This is a genomic window from Rhodoplanes sp. P11 (genome assembly GCF_964266735.1).
In the GTDB taxonomy this organism is placed as follows: domain Bacteria; phylum Pseudomonadota; class Alphaproteobacteria; order Rhizobiales; family Xanthobacteraceae; genus Rhodoplanes; species Rhodoplanes serenus.
In genome coordinates, this window is the sequence record NZ_CAXWGY010000012.1 from 487740 (window position 1) to 509046 (window position 21307).

21 protein-coding genes are annotated in these 21307 nt (G+C 71.9%); 14 read left to right on the top strand and 7 right to left on the bottom strand.

The genetic code is table 11. The features are described from left to right. Positions 1-184 precede the first annotated feature (184 nt). Both ACFQUV_RS11415 and ACFQUV_RS11420 read left to right on the top strand, forming a co-directional pair. Positions 185-775 (top strand): hypothetical protein, encoded by a 591-nt coding sequence (locus ACFQUV_RS11415; RefSeq protein WP_129608691.1) that lies wholly within the window; start codon positions 185-187, stop codon positions 773-775. A gap of 297 nt (positions 776-1072) precedes the next feature. After that, positions 1073-1936, top strand: a complete 864-nt coding sequence (locus ACFQUV_RS11420; RefSeq protein WP_129608690.1) for a thioredoxin family protein — start codon at positions 1073-1075, stop codon at positions 1934-1936. Between the two features lie 43 nt (positions 1937-1979). Here ACFQUV_RS11420 and hemW read toward each other — a convergent pair whose 3' ends face one another. The 3 genes from hemW to rph all read right to left on the bottom strand — a co-directional run bounded on the left by hemW (position 1980) and on the right by rph (position 4672). Next, the gene (hemW, locus tag ACFQUV_RS11425) at positions 1980-3170 is read right to left on the bottom strand and encodes a radical SAM family heme chaperone HemW (protein ID WP_244601542.1); all 1191 of its coding nucleotides are present in this window, start codon (positions 3168-3170) and stop codon (positions 1980-1982) included. Continuing rightward, a complete protein-coding gene (gene rdgB, locus ACFQUV_RS11430) occupies positions 3157-3804 on the bottom strand; it encodes an RdgB/HAM1 family non-canonical purine NTP pyrophosphatase (protein ID WP_129608689.1) in 648 nt (215 codons plus the stop codon). The genes hemW and rdgB overlap by 14 nt, the downstream gene beginning before the upstream one ends. A gap of 154 nt (positions 3805-3958) precedes the next feature. Next, positions 3959-4672, bottom strand: a complete 714-nt coding sequence (gene rph, locus ACFQUV_RS11435; RefSeq protein WP_111385063.1) for a ribonuclease PH — start codon at positions 4670-4672, stop codon at positions 3959-3961. Between the two features lie 351 nt (positions 4673-5023). On the opposite strand from rph, the gene hrcA reads away from it, so the two are divergent. Further along, complete coding sequence (hrcA, locus tag ACFQUV_RS11440) at positions 5024-6100, top strand: heat-inducible transcriptional repressor HrcA (RefSeq protein WP_129608715.1); 1077 nt, start codon at positions 5024-5026, stop codon at positions 6098-6100. Positions 6101-6244: 144 nt separating this feature from the next. After that, entirely contained in the window at positions 6245-6976 is a 732-nt protein-coding gene (grpE, locus tag ACFQUV_RS11445) for a nucleotide exchange factor GrpE (protein WP_129608688.1), read from the top strand. 36 nt (positions 6977-7012) lie between these two features. Here the strand turns inward: grpE and ACFQUV_RS11450 are convergent, their stop codons facing one another. Together ACFQUV_RS11450 and ACFQUV_RS11455 are read right to left on the bottom strand one after the other, a co-directional pair. Beyond that, complete coding sequence (locus tag ACFQUV_RS11450) at positions 7013-7987, bottom strand: hypothetical protein (protein ID WP_129608687.1); 975 nt, start codon at positions 7985-7987, stop codon at positions 7013-7015. A gap of 150 nt (positions 7988-8137) precedes the next feature. Further along, positions 8138-8488 carry a hypothetical protein gene (locus ACFQUV_RS11455; RefSeq protein WP_129608686.1) on the bottom strand — a complete coding sequence of 117 codons (351 nt, stop codon included), beginning with the start codon at positions 8486-8488 and terminating at the stop codon, positions 8138-8140. 191 nt (positions 8489-8679) lie between these two features. Between ACFQUV_RS11455 and ACFQUV_RS11460 the strand changes: the two genes are divergently transcribed. From ACFQUV_RS11460 to ACFQUV_RS11485, 6 genes are all read left to right on the top strand, one after another. Further along, positions 8680-9975, top strand: a complete 1296-nt coding sequence (locus ACFQUV_RS11460; RefSeq protein WP_129608685.1) for a glutamate-5-semialdehyde dehydrogenase — start codon at positions 8680-8682, stop codon at positions 9973-9975. 53 nt (positions 9976-10028) lie between these two features. Beyond that, positions 10029-10847, top strand: a complete 819-nt coding sequence (locus tag ACFQUV_RS11465; RefSeq protein ID WP_307719449.1) for a nicotinate-nucleotide adenylyltransferase — start codon at positions 10029-10031, stop codon at positions 10845-10847. 243 nt (positions 10848-11090) lie between these two features. After that, positions 11091-11420: a ribosome silencing factor gene (gene rsfS / locus ACFQUV_RS11470; RefSeq protein WP_244601545.1), complete on the top strand. Its 330-nt coding sequence runs from the start codon at positions 11091-11093 to the stop codon at positions 11418-11420. A 13-nt stretch (positions 11421-11433) separates the two neighbouring features. After that, positions 11434-11916: a 23S rRNA (pseudouridine(1915)-N(3))-methyltransferase RlmH gene (gene rlmH, locus ACFQUV_RS11475; protein ID WP_129608684.1), complete on the top strand. Its 483-nt coding sequence runs from the start codon at positions 11434-11436 to the stop codon at positions 11914-11916. 167 nt (positions 11917-12083) lie between these two features. Further along, positions 12084-13469, top strand: a complete 1386-nt coding sequence (locus ACFQUV_RS11480) for a murein hydrolase activator EnvC (protein ID WP_129608683.1) — start codon at positions 12084-12086, stop codon at positions 13467-13469. Further along, positions 13466-14806 (top strand): S41 family peptidase, encoded by a 1341-nt coding sequence (locus ACFQUV_RS11485; RefSeq protein WP_129608682.1) that lies wholly within the window; start codon positions 13466-13468, stop codon positions 14804-14806. The genes ACFQUV_RS11480 and ACFQUV_RS11485 overlap by 4 nt, the downstream gene beginning before the upstream one ends. Positions 14807-14948: 142 nt before the next feature. Here the strand turns inward: ACFQUV_RS11485 and ACFQUV_RS11490 are convergent, their stop codons facing one another. Continuing rightward, positions 14949-15854, bottom strand: a complete 906-nt coding sequence (locus ACFQUV_RS11490) for a bifunctional 2-polyprenyl-6-hydroxyphenol methylase/3-demethylubiquinol 3-O-methyltransferase UbiG (protein ID WP_129608681.1) — start codon at positions 15852-15854, stop codon at positions 14949-14951. 298 nt (positions 15855-16152) lie between these two features. Between ACFQUV_RS11490 and ACFQUV_RS11495 the strand changes: the two genes are divergently transcribed. The 4 genes from ACFQUV_RS11495 (at position 16153) to ACFQUV_RS11510 (ending at position 20793) form a co-directional block, all read left to right on the top strand. After that, complete coding sequence (locus tag ACFQUV_RS11495; protein WP_129608680.1) at positions 16153-17289, top strand: divergent polysaccharide deacetylase family protein; 1137 nt, start codon at positions 16153-16155, stop codon at positions 17287-17289. 153 nt (positions 17290-17442) lie between these two features. Continuing rightward, complete coding sequence (locus tag ACFQUV_RS11500; protein WP_129608679.1) at positions 17443-18423, top strand: tripartite tricarboxylate transporter substrate-binding protein; 981 nt, start codon at positions 17443-17445, stop codon at positions 18421-18423. A gap of 56 nt (positions 18424-18479) precedes the next feature. Continuing rightward, positions 18480-18986 (top strand): RNA pyrophosphohydrolase, encoded by a 507-nt coding sequence (locus tag ACFQUV_RS11505; protein WP_111384997.1) that lies wholly within the window; start codon positions 18480-18482, stop codon positions 18984-18986. 571 nt (positions 18987-19557) lie between these two features. After that, positions 19558-20793: a PAS-domain containing protein gene (locus tag ACFQUV_RS11510; protein WP_129608678.1), complete on the top strand. Its 1236-nt coding sequence runs from the start codon at positions 19558-19560 to the stop codon at positions 20791-20793. A gap of 108 nt (positions 20794-20901) precedes the next feature. Here the strand turns inward: ACFQUV_RS11510 and ACFQUV_RS11515 are convergent, their stop codons facing one another. Beyond that, positions 20902-21303, bottom strand: coding sequence for a F0F1 ATP synthase subunit epsilon (locus tag ACFQUV_RS11515; protein ID WP_129608677.1), 402 nt, complete (start codon positions 21301-21303; stop codon positions 20902-20904). Positions 21304-21307: the final 4 nt, after the last annotated feature.

Below are 21307 nucleotides of genomic sequence, written 5' to 3' on the forward strand. Positions count from 1 at the left end.
TTCGCGGCTTCCGGAATGACCATCGGCAGCACTCTCGGACTGCATCCTCCGTCATGGCCGGGCTTGTCCCGGCCATCCACGTCTTTGTTGCTGCTCGGCCTAAAGTCGTGGAGGCCGAGCATGACGAATCAGCATCAGCGGCCATCGGTATGAGCCGGCCAGGCGCCCGTGTATACTCAGGGCGATGCGTCGCCTGACCAAGCCGCTCTGGATTCTGCTCGCGCTCGTCTTCCTGCTGGAAGCGTGGCTGTGGGATCATGTGCGGCCGCTGATCGCGCGCCTCGTCGTGCTGATCGCCTGGCCGGCGCTGCGCGCCCGGATCGCGGCCGCGATCGCCCGGCTACCGCCCTATCCGACCCTGCTGGTGTTTCTCGTTCCCGTCCTGCTGCTGCTGCCGCTCAAGCTGCTCGGCGTCTGGATGTTCGCGCACGGCCATCTGGTCGGCGGCATCGCCGTGCTGGCACTCGCCAAGGTGACGAGCGTCGGCGCCACCGCGTTCGTGTTCGACGTGACGCGGCCGAAACTGATGCAGCTCGCCTGGTTCCGCCGGCTGTCCGACCTGGTGCTGCGCGGCCTCGCCTGGGCGCACGCGCTGATCGACCCGGTGAAAGCGGAGTTGCGAGCGTGGGCGGCCCACACCATTGCGCCGGCAATGCGGCGGCTGCGACGGCTTGCACGTCGGCTGCGCGCCGGTGGGCGCAGCGGGCTCGTGGGGCGCATGCTTCGCCTGCGGCGACGCCTTCGGCGTCACGGCCAGCCGAAGACCGCGCGCTGAGAACGGTGTCGTGACAGGGGACCACTGACGGCCGCGTCACGACCACGATCGTGGTGACGATGCGAGAGGATTGGTTTTGCTGCTTCCCATGCAGTCCGATGGATCATCGACACACCGGAATCCGGGATGCGCCTCACCGCGAAGTGAGTGGCCGACCTGGGGCTCGCGTAATATCCCAGGATCTGGATCGAATCGTTGTTGCAGAACACCCGCGCATCCGCGACTGTCCTGCAACCCTGGTGTCGGGCCGTCGGCCGATGCACCACCCGTAGACGGCAACGAGAAGAAGAGTAGAGCATGACGACGAGACGCGCCTGTCTGTTCCGCGGTCTCGCCGGCCTCGTGGTGATCGCACTCACGTCGAGCTTGGCCCTGTCCTCCGCGCGCGCACAGCCGACGTCCAGCCCCGCCCCGATCTCCACCAGTGGTGCGACCGTCTCGTCTGCCGCGGCCGCCGCGGCGGCCTCGGCGACCACCGCGGCGCGGCAGACGCGCGCCGTGGTCGAGCTGTTCACCAGTCAGGGCTGCTCCTCCTGTCCGGCCGCCGACCGTCTGCTGGGCGAGCTCAAGAAGGACCCGACCCTGATCGCCGTCAGCCTGCCGATCACCTACTGGGACTATCTCGGCTGGAAGGACACGCTCGCCGATCCGCGCCACACCGCGCGACAGACCGCCTATTCGCACGCGCGCGGCGATCGGGCCGTCTACACACCGCAAGTTGTCGTCAACGGACTCGCGCACGCCCTAGGGAGCGACAGGAGCGCCATCGAGACGGCCCTGGCGCGCAGCCGCGGCAAGGACACGCTCTCGGTGCCGGTCCGCGTCTCGGTCGCCGACGGCCGGATTTCGGTGAGCGCCGACACGGGTCGCACATTGCCTGCTTCGAGCCGCGCCACTGGCGAGGTCTGGCTGCTCGGCGTGTCGTCGTCGGTCGCCGTGCAGGTCGGTCGCGGCGAGAACACCGGCCGAACCCTGGTCTACAGCAATGTCGTGCGCCGCTGGGTCAAGCTCGGCGACTGGACCGGCGCGACGCGGACCTGGTCGGTGGCGGTCTCGGACATCAAGTCCGACAAGATCGATGCCGTGGCGGTGCTGCTCCAGGACGGCAACGCGAGCGCGCCGGGACCCATCCTCGGGGCCGCCTTCGAGCGCCTGAACTGAGGCGCTTCGCGACCCGCGCCGCTCACGCGACTCGCCGCGTCGCTTACGCGGCCAGATCCGCCACCACGGCGTCGAGCACCGGAAAGCCCGCGCGAGTGACGCGCAGCCGGCCCGCCCGGGTGGTCTCGACGAAGCCGAGCGTCGTCAGCTCGGCCACGCGGGCGGGATCGAGGGGCCGTCCGGCGATGCGGGCGAAGCGCCGCGGATCGATGCCTTCCGTCAGCCGCAGTCCCATCAGCAGGAACTCGTCGGCCTGCTCGGCGCGCGTCACCGTCTCGTCGACCACGAGGCCGTGGCCGCCGATCTCGACCCGCTCCAGCCACAGCTCGGGCCGCCTCTCGCCCGCGGTGGCGATGCGGCGGCCGTCGACATCGAGCCGGCCGTGCGCCCCCGGGCCGATGCCGGCATACTCGGCATAGCGCCAGTAGACGAGGTTATGGCGACACTCGGCACCCGGCCGCGCGTGGTTCGACACCTCGTAGGCGGGCAGGCCGGCAGCCGCGCACACCTCCTGGGTCAGGTCGAACAGATGCCGCGCCGTCGTCTCGCCCGGCACGCTGAGCTTGCCGGCGTCCTCCAGCAGCGCGAACGGCGTGTCGGGCTCGATGGTGAGCTGATAGAGCGACAGATGCTCGGCCGCCTCGCCGAGCGCGCGGATCAGCTCGCTCTGCCATTCGGCGGCGGTCTGGCCCGGCCGCGCATAGATCAGATCGAAGGAATAGCGGTCGAACACCGCACGGGCGATCGCCACGGCGGCGAGCGCCTCCTCGGCGGTGTGCAGCCGGCCGAGCGCCTTGAGGGCCGCGTCGTCGAGCGCCTGCACGCCGAGCGACACCCGGTTGACACCGGCGGCGCGGAAGCCGCGGAAGCGCTCCGCCTCCACCGAGGTCGGGTTGGCTTCGAGCGTCACCTCGCAGTCGGGCGCCACCGTCCAGTGCCGCGCCACCGCGTCGAGCACCGCCGCGACGGTCGCCGGCTGCATCAGCGACGGCGTGCCGCCGCCCAGGAAGATGGTCGAGACGGTGCGCGGCCCGATGCGCGCCGCGGTCGTCGCGATCTCGGCCGCGAAGGCGCGGGCGAAGCGCGCCTCGTCGATGCCGGCATGGCGGACATGGCTGTTGAAGTCGCAATACGGGCATTTCGACAGGCAGAACGGCCAGTGGACATAGACCCCGAAGGCCGCGCCCTCGTGGTCCGCCGTCTCGACGCGGTCGAGCACCTCAGGGTCGCTCAAGGCACGCCTCCGCCAGCTTCACGAACGCCCGCGCCCGGTGCGACAGGCCCTTCCCGCGCGGCGGCAGGCCGTGCTTCTCGTCGCTCGACATCTCGCCGAAGGTGAGCGCATGGCCGTCGGGCAGGAACATCGGATCGTAGCCGAAGCCGAGGTTTCCCCGCGGCGGCCACACCAGGACGCCGTCGACCCGCGCCTCGAAATCCTCGCGATGGCCGTCCGGCCAGACGACGCACAGGGCCGAGACGAAATGGGCGCGGCGCTGCGCCGGCGCGCTCGCGCCGAGGGCGACGAGCTTCTCGTGGATGTCCGCCATCGCCCGGGCGAAATCCTTGTCCGGCCCGGCCCAGCGGGCCGAGTGGATGCCGGGGGCGCCGCCCAGCGCCTCGACCGCGAGGCCGGAATCGTCCGCGAAGGCCGGCAGCCCGGTCGCCGCGGCGGCGGCCGCCGCCTTGATGTGGGCGTTGTCGCGGAAGGTGGTGCCGGTCTCCTCCGGCTCGCCCAGCCCGAGCTCGCCGGCCGACACGGCCTCGACCCCGTAGGGCGCGACCAGCTCGCGCATCTCGCGCAGCTTGCCGGCGTTGTGGGTGGCGACGACCAGCCGGCCGGTCAGCAGGCGATGCGGGCGCGCGCTCATCGGACGACCGACGGTCTGTTCGGCGTCATTCCGGGGCGCGGCGAGGCCGCGAACCCGGAATCCAGCCGAGAACACCGAATCCGCGGCTTTATTCCGGGTTCGGCGCGGTGCGCCGCCCCGGAATGACCGACCCGGATATCCGCCCGATCCGATCTCACATGACCGCCATTTTCTGTAGCTCGACCAGTCGCCCGACGCCCTTGCGGGCGAGCGCCAGCAGCGCCAGGAACTGAGCCTCGCTGAACGGCACCCGCTCGGCGGTGCCCTGGATCTCGACGATGCCGCCGTTGCCGGTGAGGACGAAGTTGGCGTCGGTGTCGGCGTCGGAGTCCTCCGCATAGTCGAGGTCGAGCACCGCGACGCCGTTGTGGACCCCGCACGACACCGCCGCGACGTGGTCGCGCAGCACCTCGCCGCGCAGCATGTCGCGCGTCTTCATCCAGGCGAGGCAGTCGTGCAGCGCCACCCAGGCGCCGGTGATCGAGGCGGTGCGGGTGCCGCCGTCGGCCTGGATCACGTCGCAGTCGATGGTGATCTGGCGCTCGCCGAGCGCCTCGAGGTCGACCACGGCGCGCAGCGAGCGGCCGATCAGCCGCTGAATCTCCACGGTGCGGCCGCTCTGCTTGCCGGCCGACGCCTCGCGGCGGGTGCGCTCCGAGGTGGCACGCGGCAGCATGCCGTACTCGGCGGTGATCCAGCCGCGCGCCTGGCCCTTGAGCCACGGCGGCAGCCGCTCCTCCAGGGTCGCGGTCACCAGCACATGGGTGTCGCCGAACTTCACGAAGCAGGAGCCCTCGGCATACTTCACCACGGCCCGTTCGAGCGAAACGGCTCGCAGCTCGTCGGGCTGACGGTGGCTCGGACGCATCGGGGTACTCCTTGGACGGCGATCGCCGCGGCGATCGGCTCGGCAGTCGGCTGCGGGCACGGCGCGGTCGGGCGAAGGCGGCGGGGCCGCCGCGGGCGTTCGACCGGCGGCACGCTTGTAGGTCGGCGCGGGCGGAGCGGCAAGGCCCTCCCCGGCGGGGCTCGGTTGCGACGGGACGGCGCGGGACGACGATCGGCGGCGCAGCGCGATGCCGGCGAAGACGGCCGGGGCCTGGCCGGGAGCCGCCGGCGGGCCCCGGCGCGAGCGCCTTGCGCTTCGCCCCATCGAGGGACAAATCTCTGGTCCTCCGATCCTTTTGTCCGGGAGACACCGCCCGTGTCCCAGCCCGTTCTGCCCTCCGATTTGCCGCTCGCCACCACGGCCACCAGCCTGGTGCAGCTCAACGAGCGATCCCGCGAGATTTTCCGCCACATCGTCGAGTCGTATCTGGCCACCGGCGAGCCGGTCGGCTCGCGCAACCTCTCGCGCCTGCTGCCGATGACGCTGTCGCCCGCCTCGGTGCGCAACGTCATGCAGGACCTGGAGCAGCTCGGCCTGATCTACGCCCCGCACACCTCGGCGGGCCGGCTGCCGACCGAGTTCGGCCTGCGCTTCTTCGTCGACGCGCTGATGCAGGTCGGCGACCTGCCGGAGACCGAGCGCCGCTCCATCGAGGCGCAGGTGGCGGCCACCGGGCGCTCCTTCGAGACCGTGCTGACCGAGGCCTCGACCATGCTGTCGGGGCTGACGCGGGCCGCCGGGGTGGTGCTGAGCACCAAGGCGAACGCCCGCCTCAAGCATATCGAGTTCGTCCGCCTGGAGCCGTCGCGGGCCCTGGTCGTGCTGGTCGCCGAGGACGGCCAGGTGGAGAACCGGCTGGTCGACCTGCCGATCGGCCTGCCCGGCTCGGCGCTAGTCGAGGCGTCGAACTTCCTCAATCACCACATCGCCGGCCGCACCCTGGTGGAGGCCAAGGCGGCGCTGGAAACGACTCTGGCGGCCAGCCGCGCCGAGCTCGACCAGCTCACCCGCCGGATCGTCGAGGCGGGGCTGGCCAGCTGGTCGGGCGGCGACGGCGACGAGCGGCGGCTGATCGTGCGCGGCCACGCCCATCTGCTGGAAGACCTGAAGGCGCTGGAGGATCTCGAACGGGTGCGCCAGCTGTTCGACGAGCTGGAGACCCAGCGCGGCCTGGTCGACCTGCTCGGCCGCGCCGAGTCGGCGGACGGCGTGCGCATCTTCATCGGCTCGGAGAACAAGCTGTTCTCGCTGTCGGGCTCGTCCACCATCATCGCGCCCTACCAGGACGCCGCCGGCCGCATCGTCGGGGTGATCGGGGTGATCGGCCCGACCCGGCTCAACTATGCCCGCATCGTGCCGATGGTCGACTACACCGCCCGCCTGGTCGGTCGCCTGCTCGGCGGCTGAGGGTCGTCGGCCCGCGCAAGCGGCCCCGCAGCGACCCCGCGGGGGCCGCAAGGCACCTCCGTGGCACGGCCGAACCGCTTGATTTTCCGAGCCCGGATGGCGATATGCGGGGCGACCCCAAGGTTTGAACGGACGGACCAGATCATGACCGAACCGAATGCCGGCGACGCTGCACCCGCCCCCGAGGCGGCGCGCGCGAGCCAGCCCGCCGATGCCGCCAAGACCGCCAACCCCTCGGCCGGCGCGGCACCCGCCGAGGCCACCCCGGAGGCCACTCCCGCCGTCGACGTCGCGGCGCTCCAGCAGGAGGTGGCCGAGCACAAGGACCGCCTGCTGCGGACCCTCGCCGAGATGGAGAACCTGCGCCGCCGCACCGAGCGCGAGGTCGCCGACGCCCGCACCTACGGCATCTCGGGCTTCGCCCGCGATCTCCTCGGCGTCGCCGACAATCTGCGCCGGGCGCTGGACGCCGTCGCGGCCGAGAAGCGCGATGCCCTGCCGGCCCCCGTGCTCGCCTTCGTCGAGGGCGTCGAGCTGACCGAGCGCGAGCTTCTCAAGGTGTTCGAGCGCAACGGCGTCCGCCGCTTCGATCCGAAGGGCGAGAAGTTCGACCCCAACGTCCATCAGGCGATGTTCGAGGTGCCCGACCCGAGCCAGCCGACCGGCACCGTGGTTCAGGTGGTCCAGGCCGGCTTCATGATCGGCGAGCGGGTTCTGCGCCCCGCCATGGTGGGGGTCTCCAAGGGCGGCCCCAAGACCGCGCCAGCATCGGCGCCCGCCGGCTCGCCGGCCGCCGCCGATGCCGCGGCGACGAGCGCCGGCAACGGCCCCGCCGCGAACGGCGCGGGAACGACGGGCGACAAGCCCGGGGCGTGAGCCAGTCTGCCGGCCGCGCCGCTGGCGCGGCCGCCGTCAGCCGCGCGGATTGACGCCGTCGCGCACCGCGCGGAAGCGCGGGAACGCCTCGCTCCAGGCGTCGTCGCGGGCGGCGCCGAGGATGCGCAGATAGGCGCCAGAGCCGAACCGCACCCACTGCACGAGCTTGAGCGGAGCGTCGGTCTTCGGGTCCTTGGCCTCCGCCATGACCTGGTGGGTATGGGCGCCGCCGCCGCCCAGGCGCAGCATCTCGGTGCCGACGATCCGCACGTCCTTGTAGGCGCCGAAGCCGGCGAGCAGGTTGCGCGCGAAGGTGTCGCGGGCGGCGTTCTCCTCCGGCCCGCCGCGCCCCACCGAGACGATCAGCAGCGGCTGCTCGACGGCCTCCAGGGTGTCCTTGGGGCCGTCGGTGAGCAGCGCCCCATTGCTGCCGAGCACCCGGATGGGCCGCATGCCCGAGCGCTCGTCGAGACGGATCGGCAGCAGCTCCAGCTGCTCCTCGATCGGCACGTCGGCCCGCTGCCGCACCGAGGCGAGCATGTCGCGCACCGCCGCCTCCGGATACGACTTGGCGGCCTCCTCCGGCACCTGCACCACCACCAGGGCGCCGGTGTCGCCGGCCGGCGCCAGCAGAATCCACTTGCGCACGGTGCGGCCGTCGCCCTCCTGGCGGCCGGCCACCAGGGTGCCCTTGCTGCCGGCCGGGAAGCTCTCGCGGCGCTGCTCGACGATGCCCTGCTTCTTGAGGCTGTCACGGCCGAGCTGCTTCGCGGTCTCGGCCAGGGCGGGGGGCGCGACCTCCAGCATCAGCACGGTGGCGCCGGTCTCCTTGTCCTCGAAGCCGGGAAACTTCTCGGCGACGCGCAGCCCGGGCGCCGGCGCGAGGCCGATCTTGAGGCCGGTCGGATAGACCGGCTCACCGGCGGCGGCGGGTCCCGGCAGCGCGGCACCGCACAGGGCCAGGCTGGCGACGAGCAGGCCGAGAGCGACCGGACGCAGCGTTCGGATCATCGACATCCCCTTGCCCGGCGACCGTCCGGGTCGGGCACAGATGTCAGCCCAATGCGGCACGGTTCGGGCAAGCAGGACGAGCCGGCAGGGGGTGAGCAGGCAGGAGCGAGCGGGCGGCGGCTCGCCGCCGGAGCGCTTGTCGGCGTGCCCTCAGCCCTGGCGGGATGCGGCGCGACGGCGCAGACCGCCGGAGGCCGGCGGCGGGCGGCCGGAGGGCTCGCCCCCCGACTGCGCCGGCAGGTCGTAGCGGCGGCCGCTGGGCATCACCACGGTGCGCGACACGATGCGCAGGATGCCGTGGCGGTCGGGCTCGCCCTCGACCACGAAGCGCGTGCCCACCGGGAAGCGGCGGGGCAGGCGGTCCTTGGGAAGGTCCTTGGGAGCGCCCATCTTGGACACACCCAGCTTCGACCCGCCCAGCTTGGACGCGGCTGCTTCGGGACCGCCCGCTTCGGGGCGAGCCTCGGCGCGGTCCTCGGGGCGCTGCTTGGATGGCGGCATGGCGGGCTCCCGACACCGGGCGCTGGCGCGGTCGGCGCCAGCCACGAGGGCACCGAAGGCGCAGGATCGGCGGGGCGGACCGAGCGATCCGTCCGAAACGCCAATCTGCCCCGCGGTAGGCGGATCGACGGCCGCTTCGCAGCCGGCCTGTCGACATGCTAGGAAAGCGGGATGACAAGGGAATGTCGGGCATGAGCGGATCGTCGACCACGACCAGCAGCCGGCCGATCGATCTCGCGGCGGTCCTCGCCGAGATCGGCCGGCGGGCGCGCGCCGCCGCGCGGGCGATCGGCCAGGCCAGCGCCACCGACAAGACCGAGGCGCTCGCCGCCATGGCGGAATCGCTGCGCGGCGCCACCCCGGACATCCTCGCCGCCAATGCCGAGGACGTCGCCGAGGCGCGCAGCCGGGGCTCCACCGCGGCCCTGCTCGACCGCCTGCGGCTCGACGAGAAGCGCGTCGCCGCCATCGCGGACGGTATCGGCGTGGTCGCCGCCCTGCCCGACCCGGTCGGCCGCGTGATCGACGCCTGGACCCGCCCCAACGGCATGCGGATCGAGCGGGTGCGGGTGCCGCTCGGCGTCGTCGGGGTGATCTACGAGAGCCGCCCCAACGTGACGGCCGATGCCGGCGTGCTGTGCCTGAAGGCCGGCAACGCCGTGATCCTGCGCGGCGGCTCCGACAGCTTCCGCTCGTCGCGGGCCATCCACGCCGCCCTGGTGGAAGGGCTGCACTCCGCCGACCTGCCCGCCGACGCCATCCAGCTCGTCCCCACCCGCGACCGTGCCGCCGTCGGCATGATGCTGGCCGGGCTCGGCGGCGCCATCGACGTGATCGTGCCGCGCGGCGGCAAGGACCTGGTGGCGCGCGTCCAGGCGGAGGCGCGGGTGCCGGTGTTCGCCCATCTGGACGGCAACTGCCACGTCTATGTCGACGCCGCCGCCGATCTCGAGATGGCCAAGACGGTCGTGCTCAACGCCAAGATGCGGCGCACCGGCGTGTGCGGCGCCGCCGAGACCCTGCTGGTCGACCGCGCCGTCGCGGCGACCCACCTGGCGCCGCTGGTCCGCATGCTGCTCGATGCCGGCTGCGCGGTGCGCGGCGACGCCGCGACGCGAGCGGTCGATCCGCGCGTCACCGCGGCGTCCGAGGAGGACTGGTCGACCGAGTATCTCGACGCCATCATCGCCGTGAAGGTGGTGAACGGCGTCGGCGACGCGATCGCCCATGTCGAGCGCTACGGCTCCCACCACACCGACGCCATCGTGACGGCCGACCCGGCCGCCGCCGAGCGGTTCCTGGCCGAGGTCGATTCCGCCATCGTCGTCCACAACGCCTCCACCCAGTTCGCCGACGGCGGCGAGTTCGGGTTCGGGGCCGAGATCGGCATCGCCACCGGCCGCATGCATGCGCGCGGCCCGGTCGGGGTCGAGCAGCTCACCACATTCAAGTACCGCATCCGCGGCTCGGGCCAGACCCGCCCATAGGCCCGGCCTCCCGGCCGGGAGGAGCGAGCGGACCCGGAGGGATCGTCGTCTTCATGCCCATGGCGTACCACTCGCTCCGGTCCGATCCGGCGCGGCAGGACACGGCGCTCCGCGGTCCGGACTACCGGGTGCCGCCGCATGTCCCCGGCATGCGGATCGGCCTGTTCGGCGGCACCTTCGATCCACCCCACGAGGCCCATCTCGCCGCCTGCCTGCTGGCGATGCGGCGCCTCCAGCTCGATCGCGTGTGGTGGCTCGTCACCCCCGGCAATCCGCTGAAGAACACCGCCGGGCTGGCGCCGCTGAGCGAGCGCATCGCCGCCGCCAAGGCGCTCGCCCGCCATCCGCGCATCGCCGTCACCGGCTTCGAGGCCGCCGTCGGGGTGCGCTACACCTACGACACCGTGCGGTATCTGGTGACGCGCAGCCCGGCCACCCACTTCGTGTGGATCATGGGGGCCGACAACCTGCGCAGCTTCCACCGCTGGAACAACTGGCGCGGCATCGCGGCGCTGGTGCCGATCGTGGTGGTCGACCGCCTCGGCCCGAGCCTCTACGCCAGCTCCGGGGTGGCCGGGCGAGCGCTCGCCTTCGCGCGCCTGCCCGAGGAGAAGGCGGTGCGCCTGCCGCTCCGCCGGCCGCCGGCCTGGACCTTCCTGCACGGGCTGAAATCGCCGCTGTCCTCGACCCAGTTGCGCGCCCGGCGGCGTCCCCTCCGCCCGTCGACCGAGACGGACGGCGACGCTGCCGCGTCGCGACCGAACGGCGGCCGTGCCACCGCCGACGAGCCGTCGTCCGCCCCCACGGCACCGATTGTGGCCCGGCCGCACGACTCCGAAAGAAACCTCCGACGCGGCCACGGAGGCGGTTGAATCCGTTTACCCCGACCACTTATCTTGTGAGTCGCCTGGGCGCAGCGGCCCGGGTCTTGCTGGAAGGACGGTCCCCTGACGACATCTGCGCGCTCGCGGGCGAGCGCCTCACGACAGCCCGCTTCGGTCGCCTCCCTGGTCGCCTCGCCGGCCCCGGCCTCTGTATCGGCGGTTCCGGGAGCGACGACCACGGCTTCGCCTCCGGTCTCCGTCGCGCCGGCGACGCGGCCCGAGCCCGACGAGATCCTGCGCATCGTCCTCGCGCAGCTCGACGACATGAAGGCCGAGGACACCACCACCATCGATCTGCGCGACAAGTCCGCCCTGGCCGATGCCATGGTGATCACCTGCGGCCGCTCGAACCGCCATGTCGGCTCGATCGCCGACCGGGTGATCGAAGGCCTGGGCGCCGCCGGCGTGCGGACCCGGGTCGAGGGTATGCCGCACTGCGACTGGGTGCTGATCGATGCCGGCGACGTGATCGTCCACGTCTTCCGTCCCGAGGTCCGCAGCTTCTACGCCCTGGAGAAGATGTGGGCCGGCCGGGGTGCGGGGCCACGCCGCCTGAGCTGACGACGGGTGCGCCATGCGGCTCGTGATCGCGGCCATCGGCCGTCTGAAGGCCGGGGCCGAGCGCGAGCTGGCCGATCGTTATCGTGACCGTCTGGAGAAGGCGGGGCGCGGAATCGGGCTGCGCGGTATCGAGGTGATCGAGATCCGCGAGAGCCGCGCCCACGACGTCGAGCGGCGCCGGCTCGAGGAGGCCATCGCGCTCGCCAACGTGATTGCGGACGGCGCCGCCACGGTGGCGCTGGACGAGCGCGGCGACAATCTCGACAGCGCCGCCCTGGCGGGCCACATCGGCGCCTGGCGCGACGCCGGCCGCGAGCAGGCGGTGTTCGTGATCGGCGGCGCCGACGGCCTCGGCGACGAGATCCGCCGGCGGGCCGGCCTGACGCTGTCGTTCGGGGCCGCCACCTGGCCGCACCAGCTCGTCCGGGTGATGCTGCTGGAGCAGCTCTACCGCGCCGCCACCATCCTGTCGGGCCATCCCTACCACCGGGCCTGATCGGCCCTTCCGAACAACGCCCCGGCCTCGACGACCGCCCCCATCCGACCCGCCATGATGAACTCGATTTCATCTCCGCCCGGCGGCGGAGACGCGAAGCCGCCCCAATCGGTCGCTACAGCCGTCCGGTTCCCGCGTTTCGCGACAGAGGCCCGGCCGCGCAACCGATGACGCCGCACCCGCTCACCCGTCCCGCGCAGGCCGCGTTCGCCCACGCTGCCTTCGCCCTGGCGCTCGTGGTCGCCTGCGCCGGGTCCGCCGGTCCGGCGGCCGCCCAGGCTTCGGCCCAGTCGGAGCGCCTGCCGCGCGGCCCCGCGGCGCTCGACACCATCCGCCAGCGCGATCAGGAGCTGGAGACGATCCGGGCTGAGCAGAAGCGCGCCACCGACACCGAGAAGGCGCTGCGGGCCGAGATCGACCGCCTCGGCGAGGACCGCCGCAAGCTGAACCAGGCGATGATCGACACGGCCGCCCGGGTGCGCGCCGCCGAGCAGGCGATCGCCGCCATCGAGGCCCGTCTCGATCTTCTGGAGAGCACCGAGCACGGCATCAACGGCTCGCTGGAGATGCGCCGCGCCGTCATCGCCCAGGTGCTGGCGGCGCTGCAACGGCTCGGCCGCCGGCCGCCGCCGGCCCTGCTGGTCGCCCCCGAGGACGCGCTGAAGTCGGTGCGCACCGCCATCCTGCTCGGCGCCGTGCTGCCCGAGCTGAAGACCGAGGCCGACGCGCTGGCCACCGATCTGGCCGACCTCGTGCGGGTCCGCCGCGAGAGCGCCGCCGAGCGGGCCAAGCGCACCAACGACCTCGCGGTGCTGTCGGAGGAGCGCACCCGGCTCGGCCTGCTGGTCGAGGAGCGTCAGCGCCGGCTAGGCGAGGTCGAGAAGGAGCTCGATCAGGCCCGCCGCCGCGCCTTGCAGCTCGCTCTCCAGGCCGACAATCTCAAAGACTTGATCGCCCGCCTCGAGCACAATCTCGATTGGGCCGGGCGTGCCGCCCGCGCCGCCGCCGAGCGCACCCCGGCCGAGACCCGCCGCGATCTCGCCGCCCTGCGGGACCCCGGACGGCTCGCTCCGGCGGTCGCCTTCGCGTCCGCCAAGGGCCTGCTGCCCTTGCCGGTCAACGGCATGCGGCTGCGCGAGTTCGGCGCCTCGGACCAGCATGGCGGCACCGAGAAGGGCGTGTCGATCACGGCCCGCCCGGGTGCCCAGGTGACGGCGCCGTGCGACGGGTGGGTCGTCTATGCGGCGCCCTATCGGTCCTATGGCCAGCTCTTGATCCTCAACGCCGGCGGCGGATATCATGTCCTGCTGGCGGGCATGGAGCGGATCACGGTCGACCTCGGCCAATTCGTCCTGACCGGAGAGCCCGTCGGGACGATGGGATCGAGCGGCCCGACCGCGGCGACTCCGATCGGAGTGGGCGCGGCTGTCGGAGTAGGCGCCGCCGCCGGCGCCTCGCAGCCGATCCTCTATGTCGAGTTCCGGAAGGACGGCCTCCCCGTCGATCCGTCCCCGTGGTGGGCAACCAACGATAGCGAGAAGGTCCGCGGATGATGCGAAAGACTTCACTGGTTCTCCTCGGGGCAGCCGCCGGCGCCGCCCTGACGGTGCTCGCGATCCAGCCGCCCACCGGCCTTCTGTGGACGAGCGCCAAGGCGGCCTCGTCCGACACCTACCGTCAGCTCAATCTGTTCGGCGACATCTTCGAGCGGGTGCGCTCGCACTATGTCGAGAAGCCGGACGACGCGAAGCTGGTCGAATCGGCCATCAACGGCATGCTCAACGGGCTCGATCCGCATTCGAGCTACATGGACCCGAAGAGCTTCCGCGACATGCAGGTGCAGACGCGCGGCGAGTTCGGCGGCCTCGGCATCGAGGTCACCATGGAGGACGGCCTGGTCAAGGTGGTGGCGCCGATCGACGACACGCCCGCGGCCCGTGCCGGCATCCGCGCCAACGACGTGATCACCCATCTCGACGACGACGCCGTGCAGGGCATGACCCTCAACCAGGCGGTCGAGAAGATGCGCGGGCCGGTCAACACCAAGATCCGCCTCAAGGTGATGCGCAAGGGCGCCGACAAGCCGCTGGAGATCGCCATCACCCGCGACATCATCCGGGTCCGCTCGGTGCGCAGCCGTATCGAGGGCACCGATGTCGGCTACATCCGCGTCACCCAGTTCAACGAGCAGACCACCGAGGGCATCAAGAAGGCGCTCGGCGACATCGCCAGCCAGATCCCGGCCGACAAGCTGCGCGGCTTCGTCATCGACATGCGCAACAATCCGGGCGGCCTGCTCGATCAGGCGATCTCGGTGTCGGACGCCTTCCTGGAGCGCGGCGAGATCGTCTCGACCCGCGGCCGCGATCCCGACGAGACTCAGCGGTTCAACGCCCGGCCGGGCGACCTGACCAAGGGCAAGCCGGTGATCGTGCTGATCAACGGCGGCTCCGCCTCGGCCTCCGAGATCGTCGCCGGTGCGTTGCAGGACCACAAGCGGGCGACGCTGATCGGCACCCGCTCGTTCGGCAAGGGCTCGGTCCAGACCATCATCCCGCTCGGCGCCGGCAACGGGGCGCTGCGGCTGACCACGGCGCGCTACTACACGCCGGCCGGCCGCTCGATCCAGGCCAAGGGCATCGTGCCGGACATCGAGGTGCTTCAGGACGTCCCCGAGGAGGTGAAGTCCCGCGCCGAGATGCGCGGCGAGTCCTCGCTGCGTGGGCACCTGAAGGCCGACGGCGAGGAGCAGGCCGGCTCGCAGTCCTACGTGCCGCCGGAAGCCAAGGACGACAAGGCGCTCAATCTCGCCCTCGACCTGATGCGCGGCGTCCAGGTCAACGCCGCCTTCCCGCCGAGCGGCAAGGCGGCCGCGACAATGCCGAACTGACGGCGCGGCCCGCACGACCAATCGACCAGAAGGGCGGCCCGGCGGCCGCCCTTTCGGTTTCTGGCATCATGCCGGCCAACCATCCGTCTGGAGCGGGCTCCTTGGTCGCGGGGCGAACCCGCACGCCCTGACAGTCAGGACGCTATCGAGGGTCCTGATCTGGACCGCCGACCCCGTGGTCCACCGTGACATGCGCCGATGAGCGCTGGTTCGCGACGAGGCCGTACATCAGCGGAATCCGCGGCATGCTTTCGGGAGGAGCCATCCTTCGACCGCCGATGTCGCGCATGCCGTCGAAGCCGCGCCAGCCATTGGCATACGGAAACTCGACCATTCTTTCGAGGATCAGACCGGCTCGGATGAGTGCGGAGACCACGTCACCCACGCCCCAATAGAACTCGTACGAGCGATGTGGATTGCGGAAGTCCACCACCCCCACCTCGGACGCGCCCGGAGTCAGTCCGTCACCGGACTGGGCCACATAGTCGCCGACACCGTCTTCCTCGACGGGCGCGCTCCTGAAATAGTCATAGTGCGGCTGCCACTGCTCGTTGAACACCATGGCGAAGGGGTGGAACTCGATGAAGGCGAATCGGCCTCCCGGCTTGAGCACCCCGGCGAGCCCGGACGCCCACCTGTCGAGATCCGATAACCAGCAGATGGTGCCGTAGGACGTGAACACGCGGTCGAACAGCCGGCGGTCGCGGGCGGCCTGCTCGAGCCATGTGAACAGATCCTCTCGCTCGAAGCGCGCCGGGATTCCGCTCTCGTCCGACAGGCGACGAGCAAATGCGATCGCCTCGTCCGAGATGTCGACGCCCGTCACGTCGGCGCCGAGCCGCGCGAGACTCAAGCTGTCCTGCCCGGCGTTGCATTGCAGATGGAGCAGGCTCAGTCCGGCGACGTCACCCAGAAGCTCGAGCTCCTCCGGGAACAGCGTCGAGCCCCCGTTGCGGAAGAAGGCGGCTTGATCGCCCTTGTGGCTGTTGTGCGCGATGGTGGCCGCATTCCAGGAGAGGCGGTTCGCCTCGTGAAGATCCTTGCGCATGAGAGGCTACTTTCCTGGTACTCGGGGCAATCCGCCTGCCGCGCGGCAACTTGCCGGCCCCGGCATGGGCACCGCGTTTGCCGGGATTTCGATTTTTCGGGAGGCTGCGATTCCGCCGGACCGCAGGGGGCTCTAGACTGGCGCGCGTTGATTCGCGAGGAGTCTTCCCGTGGCCGGCGACGATCTGGAACGACCGCTCGGCGTGCCGGAGACCGGCGCCAGCGGGACCGACGCGCGAGACGCCGGCACGACCAGGTTCGGCGCAGTCAGATTCGGTGCAGCCAAATTCGGCGCTCTGATGAGCCGACGCCGGCGGCGCCCGCTTCCGGTCGGCCCGATCGTGGTGGCCCTCTTGGCCCTGTGCCTTCTCGGCTTCGTCGGCTGGGCCATGGTGGGCGACGATCCGCTCGGCGGCGAGCCGATCGTGGTGGTCAAGCTGCCGACCGGCGACCTCGCCAAGCCCGACACCAAGAGCGAGGCCGGCGCCAAGCCGGAAACCGGCAAGCCCGCCGCCGAACGCGCCGAAACACCGTCCGGCCCGGCCTCCGGCGGCCAGACCGTCACCATCATCGACGGCTCCACCGGCAAGCGCCAGGAGGTCACCCTGCCGCCGGCCGGGGGCGACGGCAAGCTCGCCGCAGTCGGCTCGCATCTCCTCGAGGCGACCCGCCACGGCCAGGTGCCGCGCATCGGCCTCGACGGCACCCGCCCGTCCGCCGTCTATGCCCGGAAGGCCCCGCCGGCCGGCCCCGGCGTGCGCGTCGCCCTGGTGGTCGGCGGCCTCGGCGTCAGCGCCGGCGCCACCGCCGAGGCGATGAAGAAGCTGCCCGGCGTCGTCACCTTCGCGTTCCAGCCCTACGGCACCGACCTCGACAAGCAGGTGATGCGGGCCCGCGCCGAGGGCCACGAGGTGCTGCTCCAGATCCCGATGGAGCCGTTCGAGTATCCCGACCACGACCCGGGGCCGCAGACGCTGCTCACCTCGCTCACCGCGGACCAGAACATCGACCGCATGCACTGGGCGATGAGCCGCTTCCAGGGCTATGTCGGGGTGGTCAACTACATGGGCAGCCGCTTCACCTCCACCGAGACGGCGATCGGGCCGGTGCTGCGCGAGATGGCCAAGCGCGGCCTCGTCTATGTCGACGACGGCTCGTCGCCGCGCAGCCTGGCGGGCCAGTTCGCCGGCGCCAACAACCTGCCCTTCGCCAAGGCCGCCGTGGTGCTCGATGCGGTGCCCTCCAGTGCCGAGATGGACCGGGCACTGGCGCGGCTGGAGACGATCGCCCGCGAGGCGGGCGTCGCGGTCGGCATCGCGCGGGCGCTACCTTTGTCCATCGACCGGCTCGCCGAATGGACCCGCCAGGCCGAGGGCCGCGGCATCACCTTGGTGCCGATCACCGCCGTGACGGCGCGGGCGAAGCAGCCGAGCTGAGCGCGGCGGCGCGCGATTGTCCTCGGCGCATGGTGCGGCCCTCGTGCGGTCGCGTTTTTCTCCGGCGGGCCGATGTCCTCCGCGTGGAAAAATGCTCTAGATTGCGGGCCTCCGCATTTCACCCGTCGCCTCCCGGTCCTCCGGAGCCACCCCATGAAACCCGCCGCCGTCCTCGCCGCGCTCGCCGTTCCGGCCGTCGCCTTGCTGGCCGCGGTCGCGCCGCCGCGCCCCGCCGCCGCGGCCGACGACTATCCGACCCGCCCGATCACCATGGTGGTGCCGTTCGCGGCCGGTGGAACCTCGGACGTCATCGCCCGCGTCGTCTCCGAGCAGATGAGCCAGGTGCTCGGCCAGCGCGTCATCAACGAGAACGTGCCCGGTGCCGGCGGCTCGACGGCGCTCGCCCGCGTCGCCCGCGCGGCTCCCGACGGCTACATGATCGCCATCGGCAATGTCGGCACCAACGCGGCCGCCTACACGATCTATCCGGAGATCAAGTACACCAACGACGATTTTGTGCCGATCGGGCTGGCCGCCAAGACGGTGCCGGTGATCGCGGTGCGCAAGGACTTCCCGGCCACCGATCTCGCCGGCTTCATCGCCTATGCGCGGCAGAACCCCGGCAAGGTGAACCTCGGCCACGCCGGGGTCGGCTCGTCGAACTACCTGATCTGCAAGACCTTCACGGCGGCCGCCAAGATCGACGTGACGCTGGTCAGCTATCGCGGCGCCGCCCCCGCCCTCAACGACCTGATGGGCGGCCAGGTCGACGGCGTCTGCGACGCCGCCGCCTCGGTGACCGGCCCGATCCAGAACGGGCTGGTGCGCGGCCTGGTGGTCTCGGCGCAGACCCGCATGCGCACCCTCCCGGACGTGCCGACCGCCGCCGAGGCCGGCCTGCCGGAGTTCCAGCAGCAGGGGTGGAACGCCCTGTTCGCCCCCAAGGGCACCCCGCCGGCGGTGATCGACAAGCTCAATGCGGCGCTGCGCAAGGCGGTGGCGAGCGACGCCCTGCAACGGCGGATGGACGATCTCGGCTCCATCCCGGCGACCGAGCAGGAGCTCGACGCCGCCTATGTGGCCCGCCTGGTGCCGAGCGAGATCGACAAGTACCGCAAGGTGCTGGCCCCCTGACCCGGCGGGCCGGCGGGCGACGCCCCCGCCCGCCGCGCCCCATCGACGAGACCCGCATGACCCGCTTCGAAGACCTGCCCTACCGCCCCTGCGTCGGCCTGATGGTGCTCAACCGCGACGGCCTCGCCTTCGTGGGCCGCCGCACCGAGGGACCCGAGCATGTCGACGCCGTGCACGCCTGGCAGATGCCGCAAGGCGGCGTCGATCCGGGCGAGGACCCGTGGCCGGCCGCCTTGCGCGAGCTGTGGGAGGAGACCTCGATCCGCTCGGTCGAAAAGCTCGGCGAGATCGACGAGTGGCTCGCCTACGACATTCCGCGCGAGATCGTCGGGCAGGCGTGGAAGGGCCGCTACCGCGGCCAGACGCAGAAGTGGTACGCGCTGCGCTTCGTCGGCGACGAGCGCGAGATCGACATCGCGACGCCCGGCGGCGGCGCCCACGCGCCCGAGTTCGCCGAATGGCGGTGGGAGCCGCTCGCCAACCTGCCGGGCCTGATCATCCCGTTCAAGCGCCCGGTCTACGAGCGCGTGGTCGCCGAGTTCGCCCGCTTCGCGGCGGCCTGACGGCCGGCCGCGGCCGCGGCCGCGCGGGATGGTCGGCGGCGTCGCCGGGCGCATCGAGGATAGCGCGGCCCCGGGCCGTGAGGACGACGGGTGCGGCGTCGCGGGTCGGGGCGCCGGCTCCGACCGCCACGAGGCCGCCGATCACCGCGTCTTCCCAGATCGACAGCCGCGGGCAGCTCGTTCGCCACGCCGCCATCACGTCGGCGTAGCAGCGCGGTTGTTCGGCGAGCCACGCCAAGAACTGGCGGGTGAGCGCCGGGGTGGGATCGTGCAAGCGAGCCTCCTTCCCTCTGGAACCCCTCCGGGACCTCGGCATGTCGTCCCGATCGGAACCGTCCGTCCGGGTGCGGCCCCGGCCGAGGCGGGCTGCCCAGGGCCGCGGACCGGCCGTTCGTCGGCATGGTGAACGGCGGATCAACCATGAGGATACGGCCATACCGTCCCGAGAATCCGCCCCTGCGGGCTTCCGGCGGGCGGTCGTCGGCATTGCGTCGCTCGTGGATCGGCACAAACGACCATTAAGAGTTTAATCGAAAGCTCCGGGCGTCCAACAACGCGAGACGCCGAGCCCATGACGATCCTCTCCGACAAGCCCGATCCCGCCGGCCGGCCGCAGGCCATCGGCGACCGCCTGCTCAGGCTGGCCGCCGCCGTCACGGCCGTGGTGACGCTGATCGCCCTCGTCGCCATCGCGACGGTGTCGCACCACGCCGGCGAGGACACCGGGGTGCCCTGGATGCTGGCCGGGCTCGCCGTGGCGGCGCTCGGGCTGGTGCTGGTGACCGCCCTGGTGGTTCGGCGCAGCGTGGTCGAGCCGCTCGGCGACATCACCAGCGCGACCCTCGCGGTGGCAGCCGGCGACACCCGCACGGCGATCCCGCACACCGCGCGCGGCGACGAGATCGGCGCGCTGGCCGGCGCCATCGACGAGCTGGAGCATACGCTGCGCGACAACCAGCTTCTCGATGCCCACTGGATCGCGGTCGCCGAGCAGCGGGCCGAGATGATCGACGGGCTGCGGCTGCGGAGCCAGCAGCTCGACACCGCCCTGAACAACATGGCGCATGGCGTGCTCGGGCTCGACGCCTCGATGCGGCTGGTGCTGTGCAACGACCGCTATCTCGCCTTGTACCGCCTGACCCGGGACAGCGTGGCCCCGGGGCTGCCGATCGACGGCCTGCTGCGCCGGCAGGCTCGGGTGGGCACCTTCCCGGGCGACGCCGACGCCTTCGTCCGCTGGATGGCCGAGGGTCGCGAGACCATCGGCGAACTCGAGCTCGCCGATGGTCGCATCATCCGCGTCACCAACCGGCCGCTGCCGGTGGGGGGCTGGGTGTCGACCCACGAGGACATCACCGAGCAGCGCCGCGCCTGGGACGGCCTGGCGCGCGCCCAGGGTTTCCTGGCCGCCGTGGTCGAGACCATGCCGGAGGCGCTCACCGTCAAGAATGCCGGCGATCTGCGCTACGTGCTGGTCAATCGCGCCGCCGAGACGCTGTACGGGGTGCGGCGCTCCGCCATGCTGGGACGCACGGCGCGCGAGGTGTTTCCCGAGGACACCGCCGACCTGATCGAGGCGCACGATCGGGCGCTGCTGGCGGCCCGCGGCTCCGTCGCCGTCGACGAGCACGCCATCGCGACGCCCGGCAGCGGGCCGCGCATCGTCACCGCCAAGCACGTCCCGATCAACGGTCCGGGCGGCGAGCCGATGTTCGTGCTCAGCCTGACCGAGGACCGCACGTCGCGGGTCCGGCAGGAGAGCCGACCCGACATCCGGCCCTTGCGCCGGTTCTCCGCCGCCGGCTGACCGGCGCCGCCGACCCTTGGGCCGGCACTGCCGGGGGCATCCGAAACGACCGAGGGCGCCGCGATGACGCGGCGCCCTCGACACGATCATCCCGCGAGAAGGCGCGGCTCAGTGGCCGAGTGCGTCCTTCAGGGTCTTCAGGTTGGCGAGACGCTCGGCCGCCTTGTCGCGGCTACGCTCGTCCTTGGCGTCGGCGACGTCCTCCTCGGCATCCTGGATGGCCTGGCGGATCACCTCGGGCTGAAGCTCGTCGACCGGGACGACCTCCTGGGCCAGCACGGTGAGGCCGTTCGCCCCCACCTCGGCGAAGCCGCCGCGCACCACGACCAGGGTGGGCGAGGGCGAGCCGCCATACACCGTGAGAACACCGGGCCGCAGCGTCGCGACGAACGGCGCATGGCCGGCCAGGACGCCGAAATCGCCCTCCTCGCCGGGCACGTCGACCTGCTCGACCTCGCCGGAGAAGATCAGCTTCTCGGGCGACACGAGTTCGAAGTGGAAGGTGGCCATGGTC